Origin of the sequence: uncultured Cellulomonas sp. (assembly GCF_947494015.1) — a bacterium.
Taxonomy (GTDB): Bacteria; Actinomycetota; Actinomycetes; order Actinomycetales; family Cellulomonadaceae; genus Pengzhenrongella.
The window spans coordinates 1-22138 of record NZ_CANLTL010000010.1 but is presented as its reverse complement, the minus strand read 5'-3'; the positions used below and the strand labels follow the sequence as shown (position 1 = coordinate 22138).

General features: G+C 70.7%; 15 protein-coding genes and 1 pseudogene. 7 read left to right on the top strand and 9 right to left on the bottom strand.

Features of this window, described 5'->3' with window-relative positions; all coding sequences use genetic code 11:
• Positions 1-21: 21 nt before the first annotated feature.
• A complete protein-coding gene (locus Q0840_RS12275) occupies positions 22-786 on the bottom strand; it encodes a DUF4389 domain-containing protein (protein ID WP_298459826.1) in 765 nt (254 codons plus the stop codon).
• A 142-nt stretch (positions 787-928) separates the two neighbouring features.
• Positions 929-2224 carry an alpha/beta fold hydrolase gene (locus tag Q0840_RS12270; protein WP_298459824.1) on the bottom strand — a complete coding sequence of 432 codons (1296 nt, stop codon included), beginning with the start codon at positions 2222-2224 and terminating at the stop codon, positions 929-931.
• A gap of 588 nt (positions 2225-2812) precedes the next feature.
• On the opposite strand from Q0840_RS12270, the pseudogene Q0840_RS12265 reads away from it, so the two are divergent.
• Positions 2813-3305 (top strand): annotated as a pseudogene (locus tag Q0840_RS12265) (alanine dehydrogenase); the annotation flags it as partial.
• A gap of 226 nt (positions 3306-3531) precedes the next feature.
• Here the strand turns inward: Q0840_RS12265 and Q0840_RS12260 are convergent.
• The gene (locus Q0840_RS12260) at positions 3532-4152 is read right to left on the bottom strand and encodes a hypothetical protein (RefSeq protein ID WP_298459823.1); all 621 of its coding nucleotides are present in this window, start codon (positions 4150-4152) and stop codon (positions 3532-3534) included.
• Positions 4153-4280: 128 nt separating this feature from the next.
• Positions 4281-4730 (bottom strand): hypothetical protein, encoded by a 450-nt coding sequence (locus Q0840_RS12255; protein WP_298459822.1) that lies wholly within the window; start codon positions 4728-4730, stop codon positions 4281-4283.
• Between the two features lie 1113 nt (positions 4731-5843).
• Here Q0840_RS12255 and Q0840_RS12250 point away from each other — a divergent pair.
• Together Q0840_RS12250 and Q0840_RS12245 are read left to right on the top strand one after the other, a co-directional pair.
• Entirely contained in the window at positions 5844-7592 is a 1749-nt protein-coding gene (locus Q0840_RS12250) for a hypothetical protein (RefSeq protein WP_298459821.1), read from the top strand.
• Positions 7593-7609: 17 nt separating this feature from the next.
• Positions 7610-7906 (top strand): hypothetical protein, encoded by a 297-nt coding sequence (locus Q0840_RS12245; protein ID WP_298459820.1) that lies wholly within the window; start codon positions 7610-7612, stop codon positions 7904-7906.
• Between the two features lie 382 nt (positions 7907-8288).
• On the opposite strand, the gene Q0840_RS12240 is transcribed toward Q0840_RS12245, so the two are convergent.
• Together Q0840_RS12240 and Q0840_RS12235 are read right to left on the bottom strand one after the other, a co-directional pair.
• Positions 8289-8687 (bottom strand): cupin domain-containing protein, encoded by a 399-nt coding sequence (locus Q0840_RS12240; protein WP_298459819.1) that lies wholly within the window; start codon positions 8685-8687, stop codon positions 8289-8291.
• Between the two features lie 32 nt (positions 8688-8719).
• Positions 8720-9742: a zinc-dependent alcohol dehydrogenase family protein gene (locus Q0840_RS12235; RefSeq protein ID WP_298459818.1), complete on the bottom strand. Its 1023-nt coding sequence runs from the start codon at positions 9740-9742 to the stop codon at positions 8720-8722.
• 138 nt (positions 9743-9880) lie between these two features.
• Here Q0840_RS12235 and Q0840_RS12230 point away from each other — a divergent pair, with 138 nt between their 5' ends.
• The 4 genes from Q0840_RS12230 to Q0840_RS12215 all read left to right on the top strand — a co-directional run bounded on the left by Q0840_RS12230 (position 9881) and on the right by Q0840_RS12215 (position 13337).
• Positions 9881-10804, top strand: a complete 924-nt coding sequence (locus tag Q0840_RS12230; protein WP_298459817.1) for a helix-turn-helix transcriptional regulator — start codon at positions 9881-9883, stop codon at positions 10802-10804.
• Positions 10804-11388, top strand: coding sequence for a sugar O-acetyltransferase (locus Q0840_RS12225; RefSeq protein WP_298459816.1), 585 nt, complete (start codon positions 10804-10806; stop codon positions 11386-11388). Before Q0840_RS12230 ends, Q0840_RS12225 begins: the two co-directional genes overlap by 1 nt.
• Before the next feature lie 244 nt (positions 11389-11632).
• On the top strand, positions 11633-11896 hold the full coding sequence (locus tag Q0840_RS12220; RefSeq protein WP_298459814.1) for a hypothetical protein: 264 nt from the start codon (positions 11633-11635) through the stop codon (positions 11894-11896).
• Between the two features lie 307 nt (positions 11897-12203).
• Entirely contained in the window at positions 12204-13337 is a 1134-nt protein-coding gene (locus Q0840_RS12215; protein ID WP_298459812.1) for a hypothetical protein, read from the top strand.
• 618 nt (positions 13338-13955) lie between these two features.
• On the opposite strand, the gene Q0840_RS12210 is transcribed toward Q0840_RS12215, so the two are convergent.
• The 3 genes from Q0840_RS12210 to Q0840_RS12200 form a co-directional block, all read right to left on the bottom strand.
• Positions 13956-18974 (bottom strand): Ig-like domain-containing protein, encoded by a 5019-nt coding sequence (locus Q0840_RS12210; protein ID WP_298459810.1) that lies wholly within the window; start codon positions 18972-18974, stop codon positions 13956-13958.
• 1197 nt (positions 18975-20171) lie between these two features.
• The gene (locus tag Q0840_RS12205) at positions 20172-20516 is read right to left on the bottom strand and encodes a hypothetical protein (protein ID WP_298459808.1); all 345 of its coding nucleotides are present in this window, start codon (positions 20514-20516) and stop codon (positions 20172-20174) included.
• Positions 20517-20724: 208 nt separating this feature from the next.
• Entirely contained in the window at positions 20725-21873 is a 1149-nt protein-coding gene (locus tag Q0840_RS12200) for a DUF429 domain-containing protein (RefSeq protein WP_298459806.1), read from the bottom strand.
• Between the last annotated feature and the right edge of the window lie 265 nt (positions 21874-22138).

Genomic DNA, 22138 nt, shown 5'->3' with positions numbered 1-22138 from the left:
AGGGCCAGCCGTCCGGTCCGGTCAGACCGCCGGCACGGGGGGTACGGCCGGCGCCGCGATCGGCGCTCCCGTCGGCGACGGCGTGGCGTCGTCGGACGGCGACCAGCCCGGGTCGGTGCCGCCCTGGTCGAGCCGGAAGGGCGGGTAGGCGTCCGTCATCAGCGCCGCGTAGGCCACCACGCGCAGCGCCCACCGGTTCACCCCGACGATGAACGGGTACAGCGAGGCCAGGTAGCGGCCGGTGAACAGCAGGGCGACCCCGACGATCAGGACGAGCAGCCCGATCAGGCTGACGGCCGTCCGGCCGGCGTCGGACCCGGCGGCGTCGGACCAGTCCCGCGTCCCGAGCCAGGCCCCTCCCCCGATGAGGACCGACAGGATGAGGTAGTGCGGGAGGGCGAGCAGCCACCACTTCAGCAGGACCAGGCCACGGGACAGCCGCTCCGGGTAGGGCACGACGACGTGCGCGGGGTAGTCCTCGACGTCGCGCAGGGTGAACGGGGGGTACCGGTCGGTGGCCAGCGCCCGGTAGCCGTAGTAGTCCACCCGCCAGCCCCACCGCAGCACGCCGAGGTTGAACTCGAAGAGCGGCCGTGGGTAGCGCCCGGTGAACAGGATCGCGAAGAACGCGATGACGCTCACGACGAGGAACGCGACCCACAGGAACGCGAGCACGACGTAGTGCGGGATGAGCAGCAGCCACTTGACCAGCCACAGCCCGCGGGACAGGGACGGGTCGAGCGATGCGTCGACGCGCACGGGATAGGACGTTCCGTTCTCGTTCATGGGGTGCTCCTCACTGCCCGGTCGGACCGGCCCCGGGACGGGTCGGTCCCTGTCACCGTTCCCGGACGGGGCGAACGGTCTGGTGAGCCGCAGGTGCGCGGCGTGCGACGTGCCCGCCACCGATCCGGACGGGGACGTCGACTCAGTCGGTGAGCCGGCTGCCGGTGCGTAGCGACGCGACGACGTCGAGGACGGCTCGGGCGGTGGCGGCCGAGTCGTCGTGGTCGGCGATGAGCGACTGGTGGGTGGCGCCGTCGATGACGCGGTGCACGCCGTCGGTCGACATGGAGGCCAGGCGCACGTGCGCCGCGGCGTCGGCGGGGTCGCCGCCGGCGCCCGCGGTCAGCACGACCAGGGGCTTGTCGGCGAAGTCGGTGAAGCCCGCGGCCTCCTGCGCGGAGGCGTTGCCCTGGGCGAACTCGTCGACGAAGCTGGCGAAGTTGTCGGCCGTCGAGGTGCTGGCGCGCACCTCGCCCGCCGGCCGCGCAGGCAGCGTGCCGGGCACGAGCTGGCTGTACAGCCGGGCCACGCCGAGTCGGGCGGCGGCCGCGGCCAGCGCCGACACGCGCGCCACCGCGTCGTCGGAGCCGCGCCCGCCCGGCGCCGCGACCGCCGGACCCGGTTGCGATGCCGGTGGCGTGGTGTCGATCAGCACCATCCCGGCGACATCGTCCGGGTAGCGGGCGGCGTAGGTGAGCACGTAGCGGCCACCGAAGGAGTGGCCGGCCAGCACGTAGGGCGCCTGGACGCCCGCCCGTCCCAGCAGCGTGTGCAGCTCGGTCGCGATCTGGGTGGCGTCCTCGGCGGTGTCGGACGGCTCGCTCCACCCGCGACCGGCCCGGTCGTAGACGCACACACGGGTCTGCCGGGCCACCGCCGGCGCGATCCATCCCATGGTGGACGACATCTCACCGAGGCCCGGCTGCAGGACCACGGTGGGGCTGCCAGTGCCGGTGCAGCTCAGGTGCAGGCGGTGCCCGCCGACGTCGACCAGCTGCCCAGGCATCGGGAACTCCCGGGCGTCCGATGCGACGGCCACGGTCTGGTAGCCGCCGCCCAGCCCGGCCAGCGCCAGCGCGGCGATCACCGGGTAGAGAACCCACCGCCTGCTGGGGCTGCGCAGCCGTCGGTGCGCCACGGCGAGCATCCAGGTCGCCAGCACCAGCACGACCGGCGGCCAGACCCAGTCGAGCACGTCCCGGGCCGGCCGCCCGAACCCCAGCAGGACGAGCCCGCCCACGCCCATGACCAGCGCCGGGACGCCGGCCCACCGCTGGGGCTGATCGGTGGACCGCACCGACAGCACGGCCAGCAGGGCCCACCCCACGGCGAAGCCGCACAGGATCGCGCCGGTGACGGCACTCTCCCGTGCCGGGACGAACGGTGCCGCGGCGAGCAGCGCGGCCGCGAGGAGTCCCGCGGCCAGCGATCCGGTCACGACCCGGCCGATGTGTCCCCTCGGCCCCGGAGCGGCGCCGGACCCACGCTCGGGGCCGCTGGGCGGGGAGGGGCGGACGTCGGTGGGGGTCCGGCTCGCGGCCACGATGACTCGATTCGCACGCACTGCTGGCGTCGCGCGAGTGCAGAGAGCTGCACTGTGGGCACGTGCCGTCATCTCGACGGTAGCCCTGTTCGGGCCGTCCGGACCCTGGCGCGCGGGTCGAATATCGCGGGTCGACGGTGCGGGGCGCCGTCCGCCTGCGGCGCTCGGCGCGTGCGGCGCCTGCGGCGATCGCCGCAGGCGGCGCTAGGTTGGTCGAGCAGCACCCGAGCAGCACCCGAGCGCACCGACGCGCACGCGGGGCCGGCCCCGAGGGGTCAGCAGTGAGCCGAGCACGTCGCCCGGCCCGGGCACCGGTCCCGGCGTCGACCCGGACGGAGGGACCTCGGTGACCGAGCTGCTCACGCTGGGGTCCTGGGGACCTCGCACAAGCCCGACGAGCGCCGGGTCGCCCTGCACCCGCGCCACCTCGAACGGGTCGACGCCGATCTGCGCGGACGGCTGGTCCTGGAGGAGGGGTCCGGCAGCCACGTCGTCGCCGACCGCGCCCGGGTGCCGCTCGCGCCCTTCCTCGCCCGTGACGACGTCGTGGTCAACTGCACCCTGCAGGACCCGCAGGCACCGCACATGTACCTGCGCACGCAGGACCTGGCGGCGTTCAGCCCGGGCAGCCTCGTGGTGGACGTCTCCTGCGACGAGGGCATGGGGTTCGAGTGGGCCCGGCCCACGTCATTCGCGGAGCCGATGCGTGAGGTCGGCGACCACATCCGGCTACTACGCCGTCGACCACAGCCCGTCCCTGCTGTGGGACTCCGCGAGCTGGGAGATCAGCGAGGCACTGCTGCCGTTCCTGCGGACCGTGATGGGAGGACCCGCGTCGTGGGAGGCCAACGCCACGATTCGGCGGGCGATCCCGATCAGCGACGGGCACGTCCTCGACCCGGCGGTCCTCGCCTTCCAAGAGCGGTCCGCCCAGCACCCTCACGACCAGCAAGGGCCGGTAGCGGCCGCAGGCTGACAGGACGCGGGACTGCGGGCAACACCGGGCACCGACCCCTACGCAACCACCACGCCCGACGCCGGCATCGACCGACGACGTCCTCGCCACCCGCCTGCCTCAGGAGCCTGAGCTCGAGCGCGCGTCTGCCGATGTGCGGGTGGCTCAGGCGTCGCCCGCAGGTCGGCGACAGAGAGCAGTCGACTGTTGAACGCCACAGCCCAATGGCCGCTCGCGTCGAGCAATCCTATGAGTCCTCGTAGTCCTCGGGCTCCACCATGGTGATGAGGTCACCTTCGCGCCCAGCAGGAAGGGGCTCATCGGAGCGACGAACCAGTATGCGAGGCGATTCCGAAAGAAGGCGGATCAGCTGGCGCAGATCCTCACCGACCGCGTCCATGTCGTCCTTGATGCTGGCAATGTCGCGTTCTGCTACGGTGACTCCGACACCCAGGTCTCGCTCCAACTGTGCCTGCTGGTTTCGCACCTTCCCCAGCCGATCGAGCAGATCCGGCAAACCCTCTCGTGCCTCGATCCTTGCTCCGAGGTGAGCGATCTGGGCGGCATTGTGCTTCAAACCAGGTCGCCGACGCCCCCGATTCTCGAGCGCTCTCAGGTCTCGGCGCGATGGCACAGCAAGAGGATCGGCCGTCATGACGTCTTTGATGACCTCAATTTGCTTGATGTAGCCGTCAGCAGACGCACCCAGCATGTCGAGTCGAATCTTCTGAGTCTCCGCCTTGACTTTCTCCCGCTGCACTGAACCCGCTCGAGCGTTTTGAATCTCCCGCAAGACGGAGACTACAAGAAGCAGGCCAAAGAGCACCCAGCCAAGCCATCCGGGCGCGTTAGAGGGTAGGTCCAGCATTCACGCACCATACACCGGACAATAGGTTGCCGTCTCCTATCGACGACTACAGGGCGCCCGCCGGCCACCTCGAGCACGGTGTCGACGAGCGCGTGATTCTGCGCCAAGGTGATCATGGATCGCACGGCTCACCCGGTCAGCCCGAGTGCGCGCCTGCCTGCCACGACATACTGTTCTTCGGCCCCACGGACCTCTACCTTTCGTTGCTCCTCGGGTGTGGCGGCATGCCACCAGTGCTCGTAATACCGCTTCAGCCAGGTGCCTGCCGCCTCGTAGAGTTCGGCGCCGGCCAACAGCTGCAGCTCCGCCAATGCCTGCTCGGGACCGGGCTGGTGGACGTCCCACGGCTCCGGATCGCCGGGTCCCGAGCCGTAGGTGTATCCAAGGTCCATTTGGAACCCCTCCGCTCGGTCTACAACCTTGCGCATCTCCGTGGCGAAGCGCAGGTACACCGCTCTTACGTCGTCGTACCGCTTCTCGCTCATCTCGTGCTCACGCTGCTCGGCCGCGAGCAGACGTTCGTGGCTGAGGCGGCGCCGGTCCCTGAGCCACTCGGCCGCCACTCCGATCAGCGCCACGACCGCCGAGCAGGACACCCTGCAACTGCTCATCCATGCGAAGCATGATGCCGCTTCTCCGGCCAAGGGGTGCGATCGCCCATCGGCCAGGCGCTGGCAGAACGCGTCGACTGCTCGGCTCTCGTCTCGTCGCATGCCGTCAACGATCCGCCGCCGGTTCCGGCTCGGCCAGGGGGGCAGGCAGCCCTGCCCCGGTGCCCGCCGACATCCGCCCATGGCTCCCTTCTGTTGCGCGCGGTGTCAACCCGTCGTGATGGGGACCTGTCGGGCGGCAGCCGGCGTGGCGGGCGACCGAGAGCGGACACGATGGCGCGCAGGCTGTCACCGGGCCGCAAGGCCGCGGGAGACCTCCTCCCGCTCGACCAGCGACAGTGCCGGGCCGAGCGACTCGCTGGGCGGGGTGCCGACACCACCGGTCACGGCGAAGTGCCGACGGGCCTACTGGACGGGGACGCCGAGGTCGTGAGCGACAGAGCGCACTGATTGCTCGGTGCGCCACTTTTCCCAGGCGCGGTCCTGCTGCTCGTGGGACAGCTGGGGTCGGGGCACGGGCACCTCCACGGGTCGTGATCATCGTGGTGATGTGTTGACCCTTGAGCCCGCCAACGTTTTGGCACACACAAGAGGGCAACATGCTGGACGACACCACGGTCGCTGAGCCGCCCACCCCGCCACGTCTGGCGTGCCTCATCGGGGACGTCGCGCCGGGGCCTCGTCCGCACTGGCTGCACTGGCTGCACTCGCTCAGTGAACTCGTGCGCGAAGAACCGCTTCCCTAGGAATCACCCCCGACCTGTCCACAGGAACTCCTACACTCACAACCGGCCCGTTTCACCCCCGCGTTGGTCGCTTCGAGCACCAGATCCGGCAAGCCTGCGGACAAGTGGCACTCGGGAGCAACCACTGCGGTCCGTCCCAGCCTCTCAGGACGTTCACGCGATGGCTCGAAAGAAGCGCAAAGCCCGACCGCAGAAGCGGCGCGACCTTCCACCGTCCCCGAGGTTGGCCGACGAAGCGCGTCGACCCCGGCCGAGCGCCCCGCGTCCCGCACCGCCTCCCGTCGCTCGGACCCGCTGGCGGCGGCTTGCGCCCATCGGCATCTTCACAGGCTTTGTGGCAGCGTCACTCGCCGCTGCCGCGACCGGGCTTGCGCAGCCGACGACACCCAGCGACCCGCTCCCTGTCCCGGCGAATCCGGGCAGCCTCACGACCAACATTGACCCGCGCCTCTTCCGTGAGTCCGTGGACGGACCTCCTCCAACGGGATCCAAAGTCCAGGCAATCGCCAGCAGCACCGACGGGCTGACTTACCTCGCGCTCGGAAGCGACCAGGGCGAAAGCGAGGTGTGGTACGTCGATCCGCAGAATCGGTCGGCGCGGCGCCTGCCCATGAATCAAGAAGTGGGAGCGATCACCTCGATGGAGGCGCTCAATGTCCAACCCGACCAGGGCGATTTTTCCCGTGCTGTCAGCGTCTCTGCGGCAGATCCAGGTCGTGCGCTCTGGCTCGGGTCCTCGACCGGCCTGTACCAGGCAGGCGTGACGTTGCCTCTCGGTCCAGGAGCAGAAGGCTCTCTCAGCGTCACCAAGGCAACCCTGCCGGACGACGCCTCGGCGACTCTCGGACCGATCGAGGACTTCGCGGAAGGCAGCGATTCGACGCTGTTCATGTCGGGGCCGCTCGGCAAGTCCACGCTTTCGGCCGTACGTCCGGTGACCTCCGGCGGCGTCGTGTCCGGCTCCAACTTCGAGCCGAGCGTTCTTCCGGACGCCATCGGTCTGGCCGACGCGGCGGGCGCCCGCATTATTTCATCCGGCCGCCCCGTGGCCCTCGACGGTGTGCTCAAGATCGCGGCCTCGCACGCAGGGGAACTCGCGCTGCTCGACCAGTCGGGCCGCCGGATCGTCGCGGTCGACGGGCAGACGACCAGCGTGCTGTATGAGGTGCTGCCGGAGGACGAGTCGATCCGGGACTTGGAGTACGACGAACTTGGAAACCTTTACTGGACGACCGTGGACGGCGTCCACCGGATGGATCCGATGGGGGCGGTGGACCACATCGTCCCGAGCCGCGCTCCCTCCGTCGAGAAGGCGGGCGATTACCACATCCCCGACCCTGGTGTGCTGGAGATTGCGTCGGACGGAGCTCTCCTGGTGGCCGCTGACGGCGACCTCTCCGTGACGTCCGTCAGATCTGTCACCAACCTGGAGTCTTCGGCGACCCGCGAGCTCAACTTCAGGTCCTGGATCTCCGAAAGGCCCGTGTCGCTCGACGTCGTTGCCTTCTGTTCGTGCCAGAGCACCGTGGCCGACGACCGGAGCTTCTTCAAGATCAAGCTTGGACTGGACGCCTCCGGTGCGACGGCGCCGGCCGACCTCGACCCCGAACGCTTCTATCTCATGGGCCTAGTGGCAGGCGGTGCGACTCTTGAGTACGAGATCCCGGCGCAATCGGACGACGGAGGTATCGTCGGCGAGCTCTGGTCCGGCCGCGAACTTGTCGTCGCTGAGGCGACCCAGGCGGTCGTGCTGGACTCGATGCAGACGGTGACCGTCAACGGCACGCCGTACGGGCTGTATGCGTTCCCGGCGAACCCTCGTGACGTCGTCGTCGTCGCTCCGGACGAGTCGACCATGAGCTTCGCGACCGAGTTGCCCGAGGCTTCTATTGCGCCCGGCAGCCGCTTCTATGACGAGCGCAAAGGCTACGGCTCACTGGTGTTCGACGTCCCACGGACTGGCGCCTCCGGCGCGCGTATCCGCGTGATACCGGTTGCCATCGGATATGCGGACGATGACCGGTGGCGAGCGTTCAGCGAACTGACGGACTGGGGCGCGCCCGACATCCCGTGGAACTTCTAGAACGAGTGGAGGCCAGCATGTGGTGGTTCGTGGCTGCGGCGGGATTCTTGCTGGCCGGCGGTGTGTGGGGCACGTATGCGAGCGCGCGCACCCGCGAGGAGCGATTACGTGCCAGCGTGGAACTGGTGTCCCTCGCGGCACTGGTGGCCATCAGCGTCGGCCTGCTGCGATATTACGGCAACACCGAGTGGGCAAGCGGAGTGGCGACCGGCTTCCTGTCGGTTGTGGTCTACGACCTCACGCGCAAGTTCCCCGAGTTTCTGCGGTCCGGGGGTGCGGCGGGTCCCGCCTCTAGGCCCTCGCCGCCGACATAGCGGCCTCCCGCCCGTTGGCCGTGACAACCGACCTTTGTGCTGCCTAACCCACACGCGCGACCGCGGCCCGGAGGCCGTTCCTATGGGCCCCCGGGCCCCGCCGGGCCTCCCTAGGTCTTCTCCGGCGCACAACCTTCGCCTGCTGCCACCGAGAGTTGGCACCTTCGTCCGGCGAACGGCCGCGACGCAACGGGCGCTCATGCCACGGCGCGGTGGACGCCGGCGTCCGCACATGCCGCCGTCCGTGCGCGCCCCGGAGCCGCCTGCGGCGCGCTCCTGCCGATGAGCGCGCGACTCGTGCCAGCCCGGCACGCCGCCGGGCCTGGCGGCCACCCTGCTGGTGAGCGCGGATCTGCGTGGGCGTCAGCTCGATGTCGGCCGGTCAGCTGCCGCGGTACTCGTCGTCCGTGACGTGGCCGAGCCATGTCACCATCTGACCGTGGTCGTCTGCCTCCTGGAGCGCGACATGGGCCATGAACCGGTCTGCGGTGGCCCCGTGCCAGTGCTCTTCGCCGGGCTCGATGTAGACGACATCGCCGGGGCGGATCTCCCGCACCTCTCCTCCGCGCTTGGCGACCAGGCCGATGCCGTCGGTGACGTAGAGGGTCTGTCCGTAGGGGTGGGTGTGCCAGGCGGTTCGCGCCCCCGGGGTGAACCGCACGTGGGCGCAGCCGATCACCGACTGGTCGTCAGGGTCGCGGATGCCGTCGATCAACACCGTGCCTGTGAACCAGTCGGCTGGCCCGGCAGCGGTCCGGCCGCCACTTTGCGTGAGCTTCATGGGTCTCTCCTTCGTCGCGTTTCTTGGCCGGTTCAGACAGTGAGCAGCACCTTGGTGGCGCGTCGCTCATCCATGGCCTTATAGCCGTCGGCGGCCTGCTCCAGGGGCAGAGTGAGGTCGAGAACCTTCCCGGGCTCGATCTGGCGGTCCCAGATGAGCTGGATGAGCTCGGGCAGGAAGCGGCGGACGGGGGCGGGCCCGCCGAGGATCTGAACCTGGGAGAGGAACAGCAGCTGGCCGGGCAGCTGCACGTCGTGCGTGACGCCGACGAAGCCGACGTTGCCGCCTGGTCGGGTAGAACCGATGGCCTGGACCATCGACTCCTGGGTGCCGACGGCCTCGATCACCGAGTGAGCGCCGAACCCGTCGGTGAGTTCCTTGATCCGCGCGATGCCCGCGTCGCCGCGCTCTTCGATGATGTCGGTGGCTCCGAAGTGCCGCGCGAGGTCCTGGCGGCCGGAGTGGCGTGACATCGCGACGATGCGCTCGGCGCCGAGCTGCTTCGCGGCGAGGATACCCATGAGGCCCACCGCGCCGTCCCCGACGACCGCGACCGTCTTGCCTGGGCCGGCTTGTGCGGCGACGGCGGCGAACCAGCCGGTGCCCAGGACGTCGGAGGCCGCCAGCAGGTGCGGGATGAGGTCGGGGCCGGGCTGACCTGGGGTGGCGACGAGGGTGCCGTCGGCGTAGGGGATCCGGGCCTTGTCGGCTTGGGTACCGATCGCGCCGTCGACGAAGATGCGGTGCACGCAGCTGGACGGGTAACCAGAGCGGCAGATCTCGCAGGTGCCGTCGGAGATGACGAACGACCCCACAACGAAGTCACCGGGCTTGATCGTGGTGACCTGGGCGCCGACCTCCTCGACGACGCCGACGTACTCGTGGCCCATCTTCGCGTGGTCCACCTGGTCGGCGCCGCGGTACGGCCACAGGTCCGACCCGCAGATGCAGGTCGCGGCCAAACGGATGACCGCGTCGGTCGGGTCGACGATCGTGGGGTCGTCGCGCTCCTCGACGCGGACATCGCCGGGGCCGTACATGATCACGCCACGCATGAGGGTTCTCCTTCTGGTCGGTGCCTCCACCCTCCCCCTGCGCCCGCCGGGGTGGGAGTGCCTGTCGTGGGGTGTACCCGCAGTGCACCCCACGGCGTGGACTCCCTCGTGGACGTCGTCCGGCCTACGGTCGAGACCATGGACAACCGAGCGGACGTGCGCGAGTTCCTGATGTCGCGGCGCGCGAAGGTGACCCCGGACGCCGCCGGCGTCGTCGGCGCGGCCAACCGCCGGGTGCCGGGCCTGCGCCGCAGCGAGGTCGCGGCATTGGCCGGAGTCAGCGTGGAGTACTACGCCAAGCTCGAGCGCGGCGCGATCGGGGGGGCCTCGGCGTCCGTCCTGGACTCTGTGGCGCGCGCCCTGCAGCTCGACGACACCGAACGCGCGCACCTGCTCGACCTGGCCCGCACCGCAGACGGCATCCCCCCGTCGGGCAGGCTGCGCCGACGCGCCACGCGCTCCCCCTCACCCCGGCCCAGCCTGCAGTGGGCGCTGTCCGCCATCACCGACGGTGTCGCGTTCGTCCGCGACCAACACCAGGACGTCCTGGCGACCAACGCGCTCGGCCGCGCGTTCTACTCCCCCGTCATCGGGAACGGCGGCCGTACACCGAACCTCGCGCGGTTCCAGTTCTTAGATCCGGCCTCACGCGACTTCTACCCCGACTGGGACCTGTTCGCCGAGATGTGCGTGGCGATCATGCGGACCGAGGCCGGACGCGACCCGCACGACAAGGGCCTGCAGGACCTCGTCGGAGAGCTGTCCACGCACAGCGAGACGTTCCGCCGGCTCTGGGGCGCCCACGACGTGCGAACGCACGGCGCCGGCACCAAGCGGTTCCACCACCCGGTCGCCGGCGAGCTGACCCTGGCGTACGAAGAGCTCGCCATCACCGCGGAGCCCGGCCAGGTGCTCATGGTCTACACCGCCGAGCCTGGCTCCGGGTCGGCCGAACGGCTGCGGCTGCTCGCCTCTTGGGCAGCCGACCCGGGGCACGCCGGACGGCACATGGTGGCCGGCTGTGCTGCTCCCTCAGTTGACCCCGAGCGACAGGAGCGGTGATGGACCTGCACGACTTTCTCGACCACGTGCGGCGTGGGGCCGTCATCGAGGGCGGCTCCGAGCAGCACGCCTTCATGCACCACGCAGCCCAAGACGCGCTTCGCATCGCCGCGGAGCTGAACACCAGGTACCGCTCCCCCGAGGAGACGCGCGTCCTGCTGTCGCAACTGACCGGACGGACGGTGGACGACTCTGTGACGGTCTTCCCACCGTTCTACTGCGAGTTCGGCAAGAGCCTTACGTTCGGGAAGGACGTCTTTATCAACATGGGCTGTCGCTTCCAAGACACCGGCGGCATCACCATCGGGGACGGGACGCTCATCGGGCACGGCAGCACCCTGGTCACCTTGAACCACGCGGTCGACCCCGCCCGCCGCGCCGACATCGTCCCCGCACCCATCGTGATCGGCCGCCAAGTCTGGCTCGGCGCCGCAGTGACGGTCGTCCCCGGTGTGACGATCGGCCACGGTGCGATTGTCGGCGCCGGCGCGGTCGTCACCAAAGACGTGCCGGCCAACACGATCGTCGCCGGCGTTCCGGCCAGGCCGATCCGCGCAACCGGCTTCGACGTCCAAGGACCCTGACGGCTCAGCACGAGGCGCTGGGAACCCGACCCACGGCGCGGACCGGACGAGCGGTGGTGCGTCAGACCAGGGCGGGGCCCCCTCTACTCCGGCTGAAGTCGAAGCGCAGTCGCACGGTCATGCGCTGTCCGGTGCGCCCGCCGACGTTCGGTTATGCAGCCGAACGGGACCTCTAGTCCGCCACCTCGACCCTGTTGGGCAACAGGGCCTGGGACGGACGTCGTCGTATCGTCACTTCATAAGCTTGTTCCACGTCGACGTCACCAACGACGACCGTGTCGACGCGCTCGAGCATGCCTGCGCCGTCGAGGTGCTGACGTGCGCACCGTCGCGAATGGAAGCGACAGTCTTGTTGCGCCAGCGCGGCTCCAGCGCAGTGCGCTCCCGCGAGCTCAAGGTGATGAGGGCCGGTCACCCCGACGCAATCGGTCAGCCGCTGCCCACGGCGCAGCCCGGTGAGGTCTGGGCCAGAACCGTCTACGTAGCTGGACCTTGGCAGCAGCGGTAGCTCAGGCAACTCGCGCGCGATCGATGGGTCGACGTCCTAGCCGCCACCGCTGGGAGACGAACGATCACGCCGCGCGTCTGACGCGGTACCGACGTCCGCTCATGCCGCCGTCCGCTCGGCGCTCGAGCGTGAGCGCGCCATCCGGCTGCTCTCCGCCGGAGCCGGCGAAGTACGGCTTCGAGTTCTCCCACCGGAGGCGGGGTTTCCAAGGCATCGAGAGCAGCAGCCCCGCAGGCGGAGTCGACTCCCTGCGAGTGACACGACAGGCGACAGCCGCGACGTCGCGTCGACGATCTACTGTGCCCGCATGGGAGTGCGTATTGAGGACTTGCAGCTCGTGTGGCCGAGGGATCTGTTCGCCAGCGAGTTGCGGGACATCACGTCAGCGCGCCCTGTACCTGGTTCCTTCAACCCCCTCGGACCTGGCCCGTCGCTGGTTCGCGGGGTCACCAACGAGGACAGTGTTCGGCTGCTGTTCGAGGAGGCCTTCTACGCCGATACGGGTGTTCAGTGGCTCAACACGGCGCTGGCCGACGGGACGGTCGACGCCCTGACGGCGCAGATCGCCGCCGATCCGTTGCGAGTGCCGGTGTATGCGCGTCCGCTCCTGTACCGGGACCGTGTGGCCGGCGTGACGACCCGCGAGAGGCCCAACCTCACCGATACAGCACTTGTCGAGGCGACGAGCAAGCTGATCACTGAGCTCGACCAAGCGGGCTACTTCGACCTCGCGTTTGGCGAAGACTGCGTGGACACGGAGAACGACCATGCTGGACGTGGCCGAGAGGCACTTTCCGACCTGATGGCTTCGAACGAGCAGTGGCCCCCGGAGCTCGACGCGTACGGCCTGGGCGAGCACCTGGACCACGCCTACACAGTGATTGAAGCGGCACATCACTTCGTGGCGCGCCCTCGGAAGCGGTCGTACCACTCATACGGTGGCGAATGGCATTACGACGACTTCGACCGTCGCGCTGGGCAGGGAGTCTTCCGGTGGCGGATGAACGGGTTGCTCGAGCGGTCGAACTCGCTGTTGCGTTTAGACTCGAGCGGCGTGTTAAAGGAGACGACGGGCGATCCCCGAGATGAGCTCGTGGAGAGCCTGGTTCATGATGCGGAGGCGCCCTCTCCGGACGCGCTCTCGCACGCGATTGAGCAGTTCCGTCGACGCGGGGCGACCCGTGTCGAGAAGCGGACGGCCGTCGTTGCGCTGGCTGGCATCCTCGAGGAACACCGCGACCTGCTGAAGGAAGAGATGCTGCAGGGCGATGAGGGGGCGCTGTTCCAGATCGCCAACAAGTTCGCCATCAGACATCAGCGGGCTGACCAGCAGCCGAACTACGCCGACGCCTACCTCGACTGGGTCTTTTGGTGGTATCTCGCCACGGTTGACCTGCTCAGGCAGCTTCTAGCAAGGAGTAGTGCGGCGCATGGGTCGTGATGGGCCGGCGGCTCAGAACGGCAGGGCGACGTCGTGCGGACGCACTTCGGGGCGGTAGCGCCTGTTGGCGGAGCGAACGCCGGAACGACCTCCCTGAACAGGCAACGATGGCCGTTACCTCGATTGCAATGGGCTCTTCCAGCGTGAGATTGACAGGGTCGTTGGTGCCAGCAAGTCAGCCATGCGCAGCATCCTCCCCCACGCCGCCCGACGCTTGCCCTCACGGGGACTGGACGGAATCACCAAGCGTCCGGACATGCCGCGGTGAGAGCGGCTGCGCTCGCCCGGATCTGCCGCCGACCGGACCGCCTGCCGAGGAAATCGAGAGCGCTCGGCCTTGGCTCAAGAGTCCTCGGGGCGGATGCCGAGCCGCTCGCGTTCTGCGTGTGCCTGCTCAGGAGCGACCCATTCGATCTGGTATCACGGCCAGGATGAAACGGCCTGAGTGGCGTCCGGGGGTTCAGGGACGTACGCACGGACGCAGAACTCGGTACCCGATGCCCGCCGACCCCGCTCGGGTCGGTCCCCTGGCATAGCCCCCGGACCGCGGGGCAGACGCACGGGAGCGACGCCGGACGGGTGTCCGGCGTCGCTCCCGTGGTCGGTACGGGTCGATCGTCAGGCGCGACCGTCCGCCCGGCGGCGCGACAGCACGAGGGCCGCCGCACCCGTCAGCACCAGCAGCGCGCTGAGGCCGACCAGGGGTCCGGCCGTCGAGCCCGTGCTGGCCAGGCGGGTGCCCGGGACCAGCGCGGACGACGTCGCCCGGGGAGCCGCGGCCGAGGCGACCGGCTCGGTGACCGGCGCCGAGGGCTCCGGCGCGGGGTCTGCCGTGGTCGGCGGGGCCACGGGGCCCGGGACATCGGTCGGGACGCCCACGGTGACCGGGATCTCGGCCACGCGCTGCGAGGTGCCGCCGATGGCCTGCACCAGATGGTCACCCAGTGCCGTGCCCGCGGGCAGCGAGGCGACGGTGAGGACCGCCCGGCCGTCCTCGCCGGCGACCGCGGTGCCCAGGATGACCGGGTCCGAGTGCAGGACGAAGACGACCGTCTCGCCGGGCTGGAAGCCCTCGGCCGTGATGGTGACCGAGCTCGACGGGTTCAGCGACGCGTCGGAGACGCCGACCGCGACGGGGCCGCCGGTGACGACCTCGGGGTGCGCCGGGATGCCCGCGACGGTGAGCCGGAGAGTCGTCTCGCTGGGCGCGTACCGCCCGTCGCCCGCGTACCGGACGGTGAGCGTGTGCTCCCCGGCCGCCAGCGCGCGGTCGAGCTGGACGGTGCCGTGACCCGCGTCGAGCCGGCCGAGGCCGACCTGCGTGTCGCCGGCCCAGACCGTGACGTCGGCCGCCGCGGGCGCGGGGGCGGTGCCCCCGGCCAGGTCGACCTCGAGCGCGGCGGGCGTGCCCACTGTCGTGGCCGCGTCGCGGACCGTGAGCGCCGTGGCGGCGGCGGTCACGGCGACCGTGAGGCTCCGCTCCGCGGGCAGGTAGTACGCGTCGCCCGGGAAGGTCGCGGTGACGGTGTGCGTCCCCGGGGCCCATCCGCGGATGACGCCGTCGGTGACGGTGCCCCCGTCGGTGGTGACCGTGGCGGCACCCGGCGTCGCGGCGCCGGGGTGCGGGACCCCGAGCACCCGCGCGGTCACGGCCGTCGCGCTGCCGTACGACGGCGCGGCGTCCGCGACGGCGAGGTCGAGCTGGACCGGCGCCTTCGCGACCGTCACGAGCACCGGGGCGCTCGCGCCCGGCAAGTAGGACCCGTCGCCCGCGTACGACGCGGTGACCGCGTACTCGCCGGGGGCGAGCAGCGACAGGTCGACGGGCTGGCCGGCGACCGCGTCGAACGGCGCGACTGCGTGGTCCGCGCCCTCGACGAGGATCCGCACGCCGCCGGTCGGGGCGTCCGCACCCTCGACCCCGGGCGTGGCGGCGACGAACGCCGCCGGCGAGCCGTAGGTCCAGGTGGTCGGGCCGTCGACCGTCACACCGGCGGAGCCGGTCGCGACCCGGGTCGTCCCGTACGCCTCGGACCCGGCGAAGCGGGGCGAGCCGAGGTACCGCGCGGAGACGGCGATCTCGCGGGCCGTGCCGGTCGGCACGGGCACGGAGACGGTGCCGTCGGGGCGCACCCCGAGCGTGGAGGTCGACGAGCCGATCGACACCTCGACCGTGCCCTCGGTGACGGGGGCGCCGTTGTCGGCGCGGACGACCGTGACGGTCGCGTCCGCGGACGCTCCGAGGGCGAGGCCCGCGGCGACGTCGATGGTCGACGTCGTCGCGACGGCGTCGACGGCGACCGGGTGGTCCCCGGCCGCGGAGCCGGCGTACCGGGCGTCGCCCGAGTACGTCGCGGTGACCGCGTGGTCACCGGGCAGGAGCTCGCCGAGGTCCAGCGTCGCGACGCCGTCGGCGGACACGACGACCGGCTCGCGGACGACGCCGTCGACCACGAAGGTCGCGGTGCCGGTGGGTGCGGCGGCGCCGGAGGCGCGCGTCACCGTGGCGGTGACCGCCGCGGGCTGGCCCCACGTCCACGACGCGGGGACGTCGAGCGCGAGCGAGGTCGCGGACCGCGTCACCTCGACGGTGCGGGTGGCGGTGCCAGGCAGGTAGTACGGGTCACCCGGGTAGGTGGCCGTGACGATGTAGATGCCCGGCGCCCAGTCCATCGACCCGTCGGGGCCGACGACGGCGCCGCCGTCCGCGGACAGGACGGCCGGCCCGGGGCGGGCGGCGTCCGGGGCGTCCACGCCGGTCACCGTCGCGGAGACGGTGGACGGGCGGCCGTAGGCCCAGGTGGCGGGGCCGTCGAGCGCGGTGGAGACCGCGGCGGGGGCGCGGTGGACGGTGACCTGGAACGGGTCGGTCGCGACCGAGGAGTACGTCGCGTCGCCGCTGTAGAAGGCGGTGACCGTGTACGTCCCGGGCGCGAGGTTGCCGAGCGTCGTGGTGGCGCCGTCGGTGCCCAGCTCGACCACGGGACCCTGCCCGAGGCCGTCGATCACGAGGCTCACGGTGCCGGTCGGCCGGTCGGCGCCTGCGACGCCGTCCGCCGTGGCGGAGAGGGTGCCGGGGGCGCCGTACGTCCAGGACGTCTCGCCGCTGAGCTTCAGGCCGGCGTCGCCGGGGGCGACGTAGCTGCCGGCGGAGCCGAGGCTCGCCGCGTGGATGGGCGAGCCGAGGTACTCGGCGGTGACCGTGACGTCGCCGACGCGGTGCGTCGGGAGCTGGACGGAGAGGGTGCCGTCGGTGCCGACGGCGCTCGTGGTCACGGTGCGGCTGGCGAAGAACGGGCTGCCGGACGGCGCGTCGACGATGACCTCGACCTTGCCGGTCGTGACCGGTGCGTCGGAGTCGGCGCGCGTGACCGTGACGGTCGCGGTGGAGGCCGAGCCCAGGCCCGTGACCCAGGTCGGCTTGATCTGCACGGACGTGCGGGTCTCGACCGCGGACACGGAGACGCCGTAGCGCTCCCAGGCCGACCCGGCGTACCGGTCGCTGCCGGAGTAGGTCGCGTCGACGTCGTGCTGCCCGGGGAGCAGGCCGCTGACGTCGAGCGCCGCGGACCCGTCCTCGAGGGGCACGGGCGCGCCCGTGACGCCGTCGACCGTGAACGTCACGGAGCCCGTGGGCACGCCCTGGCCGACGCGCGGGGTGACCCGCGCGCGCAGCGTCGCGGCGTCGCCGGCGACGATCCAGGGGTTGCCCTCGACGACCGTGTCGGTGACGGCCGGGGTCACGGTGACGGTCAGCTGCCGCTCGGCGGGCGTGTAGACGGCGTCGCCGGGGTAGCGGGCGGTGATCGTGTGGGTGCCCGGCTGCAGGTCGGCGAGGTCGGTCCCGGTGAGCTGCTCGCCGTCGTCGACCGTGAGCAGGACCGCGCCGGTCGGCGGCACGGCGGTGGGCGTGACGCCGAAGGCCATGGTGTGCAGCGCGGCCGGCTCGCCGAGCGCCCAGGTGGTGCGGCCATCGAGCGTGCCGAGCTCGACCGACGGCGTCGCCTTGGCGACCTCGACGACCAGCGGGTCGCTGTCCGCCGCCACGTAGTTGGCGTCGCCGATGAAGCCGACGGTCACCTCATGGCGCCCGGGGGTCAGGTGGGACAGGTCGATCCGGCCCGTCCCGGTCGGCACGGAGGACCACGGGTCGGTGCCGACGTAGCCGGTCCACTGGCCGTCGATCCGGTACTCGAGGCTGCCGAGCGGGGCGGCGGCGTTCGCGACGCCGGCGACGGCGGCGAGGGCCTCGGCCGGCTCGCCGTACGTCCACGCCGTCCGGCCCTCGACGGTGACGGTGGGGGTGCCCTGCCGAACCTCCACCACGCCGTCGCGCTGGCTGCGGGCCCACACGTCGGCGCCGAGGTACTCGGCGCGGACGGGGAAGGCGCCGGCGACCGGCGTCGGGACGTCCCAGCGCGCCGAGCCGTCAGGCCCGACGGGGACGGTGCCCGCATACACGCCGCTGGTGAAGTGGACCGCGCCGGACGTCACGGGCGAGCGGTCGTCCGTGCGGGCCACGGTGGCGACGGCGGTCGTCGGGGCGCCGAGGAGGGGCGTCGGGCCGTCGAGGAACTCGAGCGTCGTCGTGGTGTCGTAGGCCGTGACCACGACGGTGTCGGTGAGGTACTCCTCGACCGGCTCGTGGTTCGCGTCGCCGCTGTAGGTCACGCTGACGCTGTACTTGTCCGCGGCGTAACCGGACAGGTCCAGGACGGCGCGGCCGTCGGGGCCGACGGCCACGGGCACGACGGTGTGCGGACCGGGGGTCCACGGCTCGACGTCGAACGTCACCGTGCCCGTGGGGGTCGGCAGCCAGTCGGCCACGCCGGCCGGGCGGGTCACCGTGGCGACCGCGGAGGCGGGCTGGCCCGTGACCGTGGTGGCCGGGACCGTGAGCTCGAGGACGGAGGGCGCCTTCGTCAGGTCGAACCACTCCGACGCGTCAGAGGCGGAGAGCCGGCGAGCGACGCCCGGGAAGGTCGCGCCGACGTAGCCGCCGGCTGAGCGGAGCTGCTCGGGGTCGAGCTCGAGGGTCGCCTCGTAGACGGAGGCGTCGCCCGTGGGCCTCAGCGGGGCGGTGGCCGTCTCGCTGCCGAAGCTGAACGTGACCGGCGGCAGGGCGGCGTCGACCCACGCGTCCGGGTTGTCGCTGCGAACCGTGGCCGTCACCGTCGCAGGCTGCCCGGGCAGCAGGCTGCTGGGGTTGATCGCCAGGTCGGTGGTGGTGATGGACTCCGTCACGCCCTCGGTGACGGCGAGCGTTCCCGGGAACCTGTAGGCGACGGCCCACGACGCGTCGTAGCACTGGATGGTGAAGTCCCCGTTCCCCGTCACCTCGGGGATGTAGTCGGTCTCGAAGCCGCCGGGGACCGACGGCACGTCCCTGGAGCCCACGGTCTGCCCGAACAGGTTGAACAGGTCGGAGGCCACGCTGTCGGGCGGGCAGTTCCACGTGAGGTGCACCCACTCGCCGACGGGGGCCGGCGTCCGGCTCTGCGTGAAGTTGGTCGAGAACAGGGCGGACGCCGGTGCGGCGAGCGTGGTCAGACCGGCCCCGGCGAGCACGAGGCTCACCGTGGCGGCCGCGACCCGACGCAGACCTGATGTCGCGGGTGGTCGTGGGGAGACGGACATGGTGGGCCTCTCGGGCGGTCTGAAGGAGGCGGCCGGCGGTGCGGGCCGGCTCGGGGAAAGGGGTCACCGCCCGGTGGCATCTGACGACCACCGGGCGTCCTGCCCCTGCACCCGCATAGATCGGCGCCCTGGGCAACGATGTGATGGTTTGGGGGGCCCGATGCCGAGCCATCGCGGGACGTGCAGGGGGCCGCATCACCGCAGCGTCTCGGCAGCGGCGTGCGTGCGACCGGTGCGGCCGAGAAGGACGTCGGCGACCCGGCGAAGTGCGTGGAGCGCCCTGTCGAGAATCTTGCTTCCCGTCACAGGATGTCTCGACCGACATCGCTCACGACGCACGTCGATGGCCGGTCGCGTGTGGTGGTCGCTCCCACCTGGCCGAGCCGTTGGATCTCGGAGCCTCGAGGAGTTGCTGCGACAGATCCGTCGCGCCTGGGTGTACCCCAACGCAACGTCCGGACGCCGGGCGGCGCACGGTCCTGCTTGATGTCCGGACGACTCGCCAAGCGCGGCCATCGCGGCAGGGACGGGATGTAGGCCACAAGCGCACGACTCAGACAGCGACTATTTCAACCTTGCCCGCCGACACTCCTTTTCGCGGGCTAAGAGCGCTACCAGCGCCGTTGTGCTGGGATGACCGTCATCCGCTGATGTTCTCCGAAGTCCACGACGAAATGTTCGAGTTCCTGGGTGAGAACACGATCCGAAACGTCTGCGATGGCGCCGCCGCGTCGTGCGGCAGGTTTATGCGGGTGCGACCCAGCCGCGATGCCGGTCGCCTGTCGACGGTCTGCCAGGTCCCGTCGGCGCTCCGGCGCTGCACGCGCACGCTGCCCGGGAGCGCGGTCTGGAGGATAAGGCGGGACGTCCCCTCGTGGCGCAGTGACGTCTTGCCGGCGCGTTGAAGGTCCTTACGGCTAACCGCACCGATGGGTGCGGCGACGGCAGCAGAGGGGCGCACCGAGGCGGCCATGCTTGCTCGTTCAGGAAGATGCCTCATCGAACCTCCACGGCAGTTCGGGCCAGTCACCAGTCTACTCAAGGGGCCACAGGAGACGTCGGAACTTTGCTGCAACATCGCGGGGCCGTTCCGCCGCCGAGCGAGCAGCGCATCAACTCATTGGGCACGCCGCTGTTCGGTCGCGCACGGGCTTCCGCTCATTCCGCCGTCCGAGCGTGAGTCCGGTCGGACCCGGGTCAGCCCTCCAGGTCGGCGTGCTGGGTGTCGATCGTTCCGTCGTACAGCAGCACATCCACGCGTTCGTCGCTCAGTGGCCCGTAGACGAACCACGGCGTGTCGATCTGCCACCTCATGGCGTATCGCCCCTTACGCAGGGCGAGAGTCGTGAGCGTTGGATCGAGTTCCTCGACATGCCTGTAGTGCACCCACAGAGGCTCTGAGTCGTCGTCCTCATGGCCGGACACATACATCCACCCACCGCTGGCGAAGTGGAAGACACGAGTCACGGGGAGCCGCTCGCTCAAGACTTCCTCGCTCGTCATGACGGCGAAGTCTTGCGCCGGACGTCGATCGAACAGCACCTAGCCACCTTCCTTCGGCGGCAGAGCCCGCCTGGCATCCCCCTCCGGCCGGCGGGGCTTCGTCGCCCTCATCGTCCAACGCCTCCGTGCGCTGAGCTGGCGAGCCCGGGCGCACGGTCATGCCGCCCTGCGGCGCGTGCCTCGCGCTCCCTCAAATTGCCAGAGCCCCGGCAACTCGGCGAGGATCCGGCCGTGGTGCGCGGTCACCTCAGAGCTCGGTCACGGTGATGCGGGCGCCTGCGTCTCCTTCTGTGCCAGCAGGGCGCTTGGATGCCGTGATGCGGTCAACCCGTACGTCATCCGCTTCGGCGCGGAGGCCGGTGCCTGTGCGCGCACCGAGGACGCCGTCGAGGGCGTCAATCGTCGTCTTGATCAGGTTGTCGAGGTCGGGCTCTTTCCGCCCCTGCTGGTCCGGGCCAAGCAGGAACTCAAGGTCCACTTGGACGCGACAGTCGGCCGCGAGTGCGCAGTCGGAGAAGACCGCCCGGACGGCCGCCTTCCAGCGTTGCTCGTTGGCTCCGGCTGCGTACCCGGTGGGCCTGCCGTGTACGGTCCTCTCGAAGCGGACGGCTGCTGGCACTTCAGCGCTACGGCTGCGGCGTTCAGGTTGCTGTGGTCGGTGCTGTGGCGGGGGCGGCGCGATGATGTAGCCGTCCTCGACATCTCCGTAGACGCGCAGTTCGCTTGGCCGGTGCGCCCACAGCCATGCCAAGTGGGCGCAGACGATTGCATCCAGCTCGTCCTCGACGCAGTTAAGGTCGCCAGGTCGAGGCGCGGAAAGCGTTCGCTTAAGTTGAGCCCATCGAGGACTACGGGTGAGGCCCAACTGCGGGATCGACTCGAGGTGCTGCACAAGTAGGCGAAATCCCGGCGCGCGTCTTTGGTCGTTGCCCTTCTTGTAGTCCAGCCGGTACGGGAGTCGGAAGAGTCCCACAAGCGCTGGGTGCGGGTACACCTCGATGCAGACGGTGACGTCGCGACCCGTAGGCGTCCGGGGATCGACTTCCCATCCGAAGCGCTGAGCCAACTTCATGGCCCGTGTGTCGCCGCCGAAGCGGGTGCGATTCGAGGTGTGAGCCGACGCACCGAAGCCGCCGAACGCCTGGCCGATCAGCCGCTCCGCGACGCGTTGACCAGTCTCGTTGGGCACGATGAGAGGCGCGTCTAGGGCAGCGACAACGACTCGACCGGGTTGCGCCGCGATCCAGTCAGCGATCTCATCGTCGGTCTTGACGCGCCCAGATGCCGTCAGACGGCCCGAGTCGTCGACTGCGGCCAGTCCCGTCGCACCGGTTGACCAGCCCAGGTCAACACCGAGGAAGAGCGACGTGCTGTGTACCGCGTCTGAACCGGTCATCTTCCCAGTCTGCCTAAGACGGCGCTCTGGCGGTCCGGAGCGCGCACGGTCATGCCGCGGATGGTGCGCGCCGCTCCACCCGCCGGCGGAGCTGTTGCGCCGGGGAGCGCGAGGACTCCCTGTGACAGATCCCTCGCTAGGGGGGAGCCCAACGCAACGCCACCGCCGCCGCGGAAGGGCGTGCTGCCGGGTCTGCTGCACGGATAGGTGACACCTGACCTGTGGTGCCGAGGGGCACCGCTGGGAGGATGTGCACCGTGCCCAA

Coding starts and splice junctions, on each gene's coding strand:
- Q0840_RS12275 (WP_298459826.1), bottom strand. CDS start 786: ATGAACGAGAACGGAACGTCCTATCCCGTGCGCGTCGACGCATCGCTC.
- Q0840_RS12210 (WP_298459810.1), bottom strand. CDS start 18,974: ATGTCCGTCTCCCCACGACCACCCGCGACATCAGGTCTGCGTCGGGTC.
- Q0840_RS12240 (WP_298459819.1), bottom strand. CDS start 8,687: ATGAAGCTCACGCAAAGTGGCGGCCGGACCGCTGCCGGGCCAGCCGAC.
- Q0840_RS12260 (WP_298459823.1), bottom strand. CDS start 4,152: ATGCTGGACCTACCCTCTAACGCGCCCGGATGGCTTGGCTGGGTGCTC.
- Q0840_RS12245 (WP_298459820.1), top strand. CDS start 7,610: ATGTGGTGGTTCGTGGCTGCGGCGGGATTCTTGCTGGCCGGCGGTGTG.
- Q0840_RS12215 (WP_298459812.1), top strand. CDS start 12,204: ATGGGAGTGCGTATTGAGGACTTGCAGCTCGTGTGGCCGAGGGATCTG.
- Q0840_RS12230 (WP_298459817.1), top strand. CDS start 9,881: ATGGACAACCGAGCGGACGTGCGCGAGTTCCTGATGTCGCGGCGCGCG.
- Q0840_RS12235 (WP_298459818.1), bottom strand. CDS start 9,742: ATGCGTGGCGTGATCATGTACGGCCCCGGCGATGTCCGCGTCGAGGAG.
- Q0840_RS12225 (WP_298459816.1), top strand. CDS start 10,804: ATGGACCTGCACGACTTTCTCGACCACGTGCGGCGTGGGGCCGTCATC.
- Q0840_RS12200 (WP_298459806.1), bottom strand. CDS start 21,873: ATGACCGGTTCAGACGCGGTACACAGCACGTCGCTCTTCCTCGGTGTT.